Origin of the sequence: Rhodococcus chondri, assembly GCF_036327435.1 — a bacterium.
Classification (GTDB): domain Bacteria; phylum Actinomycetota; class Actinomycetes; order Mycobacteriales; family Mycobacteriaceae; genus Rhodococcus; species Rhodococcus chondri.
Map to the genome: position 1 here is coordinate 1 of NZ_JAUZMZ010000232.1, position 5,929 is coordinate 5,929.

Annotated in this window: 6 protein-coding genes; all 6 read right to left on the bottom strand. The window is 68.8% G+C overall.

The window, feature by feature from the left end:
• On the bottom strand, positions 1-601 hold a 601-nt coding region (tpiA, locus tag Q8814_RS23750), incomplete at its 3' end, for a triose-phosphate isomerase (protein WP_330154429.1).
• Positions 602-605: 4 nt separating this feature from the next.
• On the bottom strand, positions 606-1,817 hold the full coding sequence (locus tag Q8814_RS23755) for a phosphoglycerate kinase (protein ID WP_330154430.1): 1,212 nt from the start codon (positions 1,815-1,817) through the stop codon (positions 606-608).
• Positions 1,818-1,846: 29 nt separating this feature from the next.
• The gene (gene gap, locus Q8814_RS23760; protein WP_330154431.1) at positions 1,847-2,863 is read right to left on the bottom strand and encodes a type I glyceraldehyde-3-phosphate dehydrogenase; all 1,017 of its coding nucleotides are present in this window, start codon (positions 2,861-2,863) and stop codon (positions 1,847-1,849) included.
• A gap of 121 nt (positions 2,864-2,984) precedes the next feature.
• Positions 2,985-3,968: a DNA-binding protein WhiA gene (gene whiA / locus Q8814_RS23765; protein ID WP_330154432.1), complete on the bottom strand. Its 984-nt coding sequence runs from the start codon at positions 3,966-3,968 to the stop codon at positions 2,985-2,987.
• A complete protein-coding gene (locus Q8814_RS23770; protein ID WP_330154433.1) occupies positions 3,959-4,999 on the bottom strand; it encodes a gluconeogenesis factor YvcK family protein in 1,041 nt (346 codons plus the stop codon). The genes whiA and Q8814_RS23770 overlap by 10 nt, the downstream gene beginning before the upstream one ends.
• A complete protein-coding gene (gene rapZ, locus Q8814_RS23775) occupies positions 4,996-5,856 on the bottom strand; it encodes an RNase adapter RapZ (protein ID WP_330154434.1) in 861 nt (286 codons plus the stop codon). The genes Q8814_RS23770 and rapZ overlap by 4 nt, the downstream gene beginning before the upstream one ends.
• Positions 5,857-5,929: the final 73 nt, after the last annotated feature.

A 5,929-nucleotide genomic window follows, 5' to 3' on the forward strand; every position in this document is an offset into this window, starting at 1 on the left:
GGGCGAGGGTGGAACGCACTGCGGCGCACACTTCCTGGGCGTCGGCGGCCGAGGCCACCTTGCCCGTGCCGATGGCCCACACCGGCTCGTACGCGACGACGATCTTGGCGATGTCGTCGGCGGACAGACCGGCGAGCGAGCCCTTCAGCTGCTCGACGTTGTACGCGACGTGGTTGCCGGCCTCGCGGATGTCGAGTCCCTCCCCGATGCACACGATCGGGGTCAGGCCGTGCCGGAGCGCGGCCTTGGCCTTGTCGCGGACGATCTCGTCGGTTTCGCCGTGCAACATGCGACGCTCGGAGTGGCCGACCACCGCGAAGGTGCAGCCGAGCTTGGCGAGCATCGCACCGGAGATCTCGCCGGTGTAAGCACCGGACTCGTGGGCGGACACATCTTGCGCACCGTAGGTGAGCCCGATCTTGTCGCCGTCGATCAGCGTCTGCACCGAGCGGATGTCGGTGAACGGCGGGATGACCGTGACATCGACCTTCTCGAGGTACTTCTCGGGCAGCGTGAAGGCGATCTTCTGCACCAGGGCGATGGCCTCGAGGTGGTTCAGATTCATCTTCCAGTTGCCCGCGATGAGCGGCTTACGTGCCATACCGTCAGTCCTCCAGAACCGCGATGCCGGGGAGTTCCTTGCCCTCGAGGTACTCGAGGGAGGCGCCGCCACCGGTAGAGATGTGCGAGAACCCGTCGTCGGGCAGGCCCAGTTGGCGCACGGCCGCGGCCGAATCGCCGCCGCCGACGACGCTGAACGCGCCCTTGCCGGTGGCTTCGACGATGGCCTCGGCGACGCCCTTGGTGCCCGCCGCGAACTTCTCGAACTCGAATACGCCCATCGGCCCGTTCCAGAACACGGTCTTGGCCGCGGTGAGCAGCGACGCGAAGCGCTGCACCGACTCCGGTCCGATGTCCAGACCCATCCAGCCGTCCGGGATCTCGTTTGCCGGAACGGTTTTCGCTTCGGCGTCGGCGGAGAAGCTGTCGGCCACCACCACATCCTGCGGGATGTGCAGGACGTCGCCGAACTGGTCGAGCAGCGACTTGCAGGTGTCGATCATCGACTCTTCGAGCAGCGAGGTGCCGACCGAGATACCTTGCGCAGCAAGGAAAGTGAAGCACATGCCGCCACCGATGACGAGGGTGTCCACCTTCGGTGCGAGCGCCTCGATCACCGCGAGCTTGTCGGAGACCTTCGACCCGCCGAGCACCACCGCGTAGGGGCGTTCGGTGTCGGTGGTGAGCTTGGCCAGCACCTCCACCTCCGCGGCGACGAGTCCACCGGCGTAGTGCGGCAGCAACTTCGCCACGTCGTACACCGACGCCTGCGCGCGGTGCACGACACCGAACCCGTCGGAGACGAATGCGCCGTCGTCGCCGACGAGCTCGACGAGCTCGCGGGCCAGCGCCTGGCGCTGCGCCTCGTCCTTGCTGGTTTCGCGCGGATCGAACCGGATGTTCTCCAGCAGGAGAATGTCGCCGTCGGTCAGGCCTTCGGAACGAGCCAAGGCGTCCTGCCCGACGACATCGCCGGCGAGCTGGACGTTGCGGCCGAGCACCTCACCGAGCTTCGCCGCGACGGGCGCGAGCGAGAACTTCGGATCCGGCTCGCCCTTGGGGCGGCCGAGGTGCGCGGTGACGACCACCTTGGCACCGGCTTCCGCGAGTGCCTTGATCGTCGGGGCGGACGCGAGGATGCGACCGGGATCGGTGATCGTCGCGCCGTCCAGGGGGACGTTGAGGTCGGAGCGCACCAGCACACCGCGCCCCTCCACCCCGGCGTCGAGCAGATCCTTCAGGGTCTGAACTGCCACTGTTCGGGTGTCCTGTTCGGTGTGGGGTGTCAGAGCGACTTGCCGACGAGACCGATGAGGTCGGCCAGGCGGTTGGAGTAGCCCCACTCGTTGTCGTACCAGGACACGATCTTGACCTGGTCGTCGATGACCTTGGTCAGCGGTGCGTCGAAGATCGACGAGTGCGGGTCGGTGACGATGTCCGAGGACACGATCGGGTCGGTGTTGTACTTCAGGATGCCCTTGAGCGGTCCCTCGGCGGCAGCCTTCATCGCGGCGTTGATCTCGTCGACCGACGCCTTGGTGCGCAGGTTGGCGGTGAGGTCGGTGACCGAGCCGGTCGGGATCGGCACGCGCAGCGCGTAACCGTCGAGCTTGCCGAGCAGCTGCGGGAGGACCAGGCCGATGGCCTTGGCGGCACCCGTGCCGGTCGGAACGACGTTCAGGGCGGCGGCGCGGGCGCGACGCAGATCCGAGTGCGGGCCGTCCTGCAGGTTCTGGTCCTGCGTGTACGCGTGGATCGTCGTCATCAGGCCCTTCTCGATGCCGAAGCTGTCATCGAGGACCTTGGCGATGGGGCCGAGGCAGTTCGTGGTGCACGAGGCGTTGGAGATGATGTTCTGGCTGCCGTCGTACTTGTCGTCGTTGACGCCCATCACGATGGTGATGTCCTCGCCCTTGGCGGGAGCGGAGATGATGACCTTCTTGGCGCCGGCATCGATGTGCCCCTTCGCCTTGGCGGCGTCGGTGAAGATACCGGTGGACTCGACCACGACGTCGACACCCAGGTCACCCCAGGGCAGTGCGGCGGGGCCTTCCTTGATCTCGAGCGCCTTGATCTTCTGGTCGCCGACGATGATGAAGTCGCCCTCGACACGGACATCCTTGTCGAGGCGACCCAGGATCGAGTCGTACTTCAGGAGCGTCGCGAGAGTGTCGTTGTCGGTCAGGTCGTTGACGGCGACGATCTCGATGTCGGTGGTGCCGAGCGCCTTCTGCGCCTCGACCGCACGGAAGAAGTTACGCCCGATGCGTCCGAACCCGTTCACGCCTACGCGGACAGTCACAGTGAAGCTCCTTTGCCCAGATGAAAGATGATTGTGCTGGTGTGACCCCTACCCTAATGTGCCGGGATCACCGTGTGGGAGCCGCCCTGTCATCGTGCGAACTCCGTCCAAGCCTGCCCCGCTAGGCGTCGTCCAGCAACTCCGCGGTCACGGCCGATTCGGTGTCCGGGATCCCGAGGTCCTTCGCCCGCCGATCCGCCATCGACAGCAACCGCCGGATGCGGCCGGCCACCGCGTCCTTGGTCATCGGCGGGTCGGCCAGCTGGCCGAGCTCCTCGAGGGACGCCTGACGGTGCTCGACGCGCAACGCGCCGGCGGCCGCGAGATGGTCGGGGACGTCGGGGCCGAGAATGTTCAGGGCCCGTTCGACGCGGGCCGCCGCGGCCACCGCGGCGCGCGCAGAGCGGCGCAGGTTCGCGTCGTCGAAGTTCGCGAGCCGATTGGCGGTCGCCCGCACCTCCCGGCGCATCCGCCGTTCCTCCCAGGTCAGACGCGTGTCCTGAGCGCCCATGTGGGTGAGCAGCGCCCCGATGGCCTCCCCGTCACGGATGACGACCCGGTCCGCGCCCCGCACTTCACGGGCCTTGGCGGTGACACCGAGACGACGGGCGGCACCGACGAGTGCGAGCGCCGCCTCGGGCCCCGGGCAGCTGATCTCGAGCGCCGACGAGCGGCCCGGTTCGGTGAGCGAGCCGTGCGCGAGGAACGCGCCGCGCCAGGCCGCGGCGGAGTCCGAGATGCTCCCGCCGACCACCTGCGCGGGCAACCCGCGCACGGGTCGGCCGCGGCCGTCGAGCAGACCGGTCTGGCGCGCCAGCGATTCACCGTCCTTACCGACACGGACGACGTAGCGCGAGCTCTTGCGCAGGCCGCCCGCACCGAGGACGTGGACGTCGGCCGAGTAGCCGTAGAGCTCGAAGATCTCGCGGCGCAACCGACGGGCGATCGAGCCGAGGTCCACCTCGGCTTCGACGACCACCCGGCCGGCGACGATGTGCAGGCCACCGGCGAACCGCAGCAGGGCGGACACCTCGGCCTTGCGGTTGCTGGTGCGGGTCACCGCCAACCTGCTCAGCTCGTCCTTGACCTCCGCTGTCATAGCCACGAGACGATCTCCCTTCCGCCACCGCTCACGGCTCTCGTGTCGCCGAGAGCGGGGGTCGAATATGTTGCGATGGCCTCCGCCAACTTGGCGGCATCATGCCGGTGAGTGCCTGTCTCCGCGACGTCGACGTAGGCGGCCTCGGCGCCGAACCGTGCCGCCGCCCGGCCCAGGTGCTCGCGTTCGCGGCCGGGCGGCACCGAACCGGCATCGACCAATACGTGGTCGACACGGAAGTCCGGTGCGTGCTGCGCCAGGACGTGCAGGTGCCGTTCGGACGAGAAACCGGCCGTTTCACCAGGTTCCGCCGCGAGGTTGAGCACCAACACCTTACGCGCCGACGTGTGCAGCAGCGCATCGTGCAGATCGGGCACGAGCACGTGCGGGATGACACTCGAGAACCACGAGCCCGGCCCCAATACCACCAGGTCGGCGTCGAGCACGGCATCGAGAGCGTCCGTGCAGGCCGGCGGGTCGGCGGGGATGAGCCGGACCCGGCGCACCTTGCCCGGTGTGGTCGCGACCGCGACCTGGCCGCGGATGCAGCGGCTCACCCGGGGGTCGGATTCGAGACCGGCGACGTCGGCTTCGATGTCGAGCGCGATCGGCGACATCGGCACCACGCGGCCACGGAGCTGCAGCACCCGGGCGAGCGTGTCGAGAGCCGCGACCGGGTCTCCGACGACCTCGGTCAATCCGGCGAGGATGAGGTTGCCCACCGAGTGCCCGGCCAGCGCTCCGGTGCCCCCGAAGCGGTGCTGCACCGTCTCGGTCCACACCCGGGCGTCGGCGGTGTCGGCGGAGAGTGCGGCGAGCGCCATGCGCAGGTCGCCGGGAGGAATGACACCGAGTTCGGCACGGAGCCGACCGGAGGAGCCGCCGTCGTCGGCGACGGTGACCACCGCGGTGACCCGGTCGGTGAGCCGTCGCACGGCACTGAGCGTGGCATACAGGCCGTGTCCCCCACCGAGCGCAACGATCGACGGTGCGGGATCGGTCGGAGTGGAGTCGGGCGCTGCGTCGTGCGCGCTCACTCGCGCCCCAGATCCCGGTGCACCACGTTGACCGTCAGCGCCGGATCCTCGGACAGTCGGGCGGCGAGCGCTTCCGCGATCGCCACGCTGCGATGCTTCCCGCCGGTGCATCCCACCGCAACCGTCATGTACCGCTTTCCTTCCCGTCGATAGCCGGCCGTGGTCAGCTCGAGCAGCCGACGGTAGGTGGTCAGATATTCGGCCGCACCGTCGCGCGAGAGTACATAGTCGCGGACCGGCGCGTCCCGGCCGGTGTGCTCCCGCAGTTCGGGCACCCAATGCGGGTTCGGCAGAAACCGCACATCGCACACCACGTCGGAATCCATCGGCAGACCGTACTTGAAACCGAACGACTCGACGGTCACCCGAATAGTCTCGGATTCGGCATCCCCGAATGCCGCTTCGATCTTGCGGCGCAACTCGGGACCGGACAGCGCGGACGTGTCGACCACCAGATCCGCGGCGGCCTTGACGGGCGCGAGCTGCGCGCGTTCGGCTGCGATCCCGTCGGACAAGGTGCGATCGGCGGTGTCCGCCTGGAGCGGGTGGCTGCGCCGCACCTGCTCGAACCGGCGGATGAGCACCGCGTCGGTGGCTTCGAGGAACAGCACCCGCGTGCGGACCGGCCGTGCGGCGAGTTCGGTCACCACACGGCCGAGGTCGCCGGTGAACAGGCGGCTGCGCACATCCATGACGACGGCGAGCCGTTCGAGCGGCGGGTCGGCGTGCACCGCGAGATCCACCATCGAAATGACCAGCTGCGGTGGCAGGTTGTCGGCGACGAACCAGCCGAGGTCTTCCAGCGCGGTCGCGGCGGTGCTCAGGCCGGCACCGGACAGTCCGGTCACCAGGATCACCTCGGCGTGACGGTCGGCGCCGTCCCGGCCGGGGACGGCGCTTTCGTCTGTGGCCCGAGGAGACCCACTCACC